This window comes from Mesorhizobium sp. M1143 (assembly GCF_040318435.1).
Lineage (GTDB): Bacteria > Pseudomonadota > Alphaproteobacteria > Rhizobiales > Rhizobiaceae > Mesorhizobium.
The window spans coordinates 1-1,651 of record NZ_JAMYMJ010000167.1; the positions used below are offsets into that span (position 1 = coordinate 1).

The 1,651-nt window shown below is 58.4% G+C and carries 1 protein-coding gene; it reads right to left on the reverse strand.

Annotated features, from left to right (window positions below; genetic code table 11):
• Positions 1-881: 881 nt before the first annotated feature.
• Positions 882-1,358: an Lrp/AsnC family transcriptional regulator gene (locus NKH35_RS31645; protein ID WP_023715356.1), complete on the reverse strand. Its 477-nt coding sequence runs from the start codon at positions 1,356-1,358 to the stop codon at positions 882-884.
• Between the last annotated feature and the right edge of the window lie 293 nt (positions 1,359-1,651).

The window sequence follows — 1,651 nt, forward strand, 5'->3', positions numbered from 1 at the left end:
GCCGTAGGATGGCGGCCGAGCGCAGGCTTGTCGGCTGGCGCTCCCTGCTGCACTACGAACGCAGGCTTCACGGCTTCGAGGGAAGCACCTCTGCCGTGACAAGCCTGCCGCCGATCCAAGCTTCCATCGCGTCCTGTGGGGCGCGGCATCCTGTCGGAGATGCGTGTGCATCGCCCAGCCGACTCAGCTGACATCGGACCTTCCATACTGACACGAATGCGCAAGCCGGCGTGTTACGGTCTGATGGTTAGGTCACCGTTTCGATCGCCCTCGAAGCAAATGGAGAGTTCGCCACGTCCAGGATCAACCGCCGCGTCTTGCTCGTCCACTCTGGCAGCGCAGTCGTCGCCTCGGCGGTTGCGGCAGCTGCACTCGGCACAGAGCCGCCGGGCCAAGACCCAGAACCGTCCAATAAACTGCGAACGCTGATTGACGTGCACAAGGCAGCATACGCGTCCTTCGGCGAAGCCTTGCACGAAATAGGCCGTGGTAGAAGCGGATCCGACGGAGCCAGCCGGGAGGAGGAGAGGGCATTGCTCGCCATCTGCAGGTATGCTGCGGTTGGGGAAGGGGATCGCCTGGCCAAGGCCGGATATCTTTTAGAGATCGAGGCGCGCGGTGAACTCGACCTCGCAGAGCATATGCAGGCTGTTCTCCGATCGACCATGTGGAAGGGATGATACGACCGGCACGCGGACGGTCAGCTGAATGTCTGGTATGCGCCCCATGGCAGTCATTCCTGCGCTCAATCCACTAACCAAAAGCCGACATAGAATGCCCAACGCACATACAGCTTCGCGCTCAAAGTTGCCATTGCTGCCAGCTGCCGCTCCCTACGTTTCGACTCGCTAATTTCGAGGCAGAAGGCCTTTGATTTGACATCATGAGAAATCAGCAGCGTCGATCGGCACTGAGAAGCCGACCTTGACGCGGTCCATGATCACCATTGTCTTGAAACCTTTAATGTCAGGGTTCTCGTAGAAGAATTTTCGCGTAAAAACTTCGTAGTCCTCCATGCTCCGGGCTGTCACGATCAGCACGAAGTCCGCATCCCCTGTCACATAGTATCCGTTCATAACCTCCGCCGTCTGGCGGATGGACTGCTTGAAGCGGTCTACGATATCCACCCGCTCGCGTTCCAGGGACACCGAAACCAGCATGGCGATTGGCCGGCCGATGGCCTTCGGCTTCACGACGGAGATGTCGGCCTCGATCACCCCCTCGTCTCGCAAGCGCTTGACGCGCCTCTGTACCGCGGTGGCGGAAAGGCCGACCATCTCACCGAGTTCTTCGCTCGTGTGGCGGTTGTGCGCCTGCACGATGCTCAGCAGACGCGCGTCTAATCGATCAAGTCGCATAAGGCTTCCCGCATAATTTCTTTGATCTGGTCAAAATAAGACAGGAATCCTGCGTCTATGCAATCGTTTCATCACAAAATCTGCTGGCTTGCTCCATTAGGCTTCGTTGAAATAACAACGGCAAGGGGCCGATATGTTGAACACGATCATGACGGCACGGCAGGCCCTCGCTGGTCTCAGCGATACGGAGTTGCTGCGTGCAGGGTCCTATGTCGACGGCGAATGGCAAGCGCATAGCAGTGTTAGCGCGGTCACCGATCCGGCGACTGGCGATGTCATAGCCCATGTAGGAG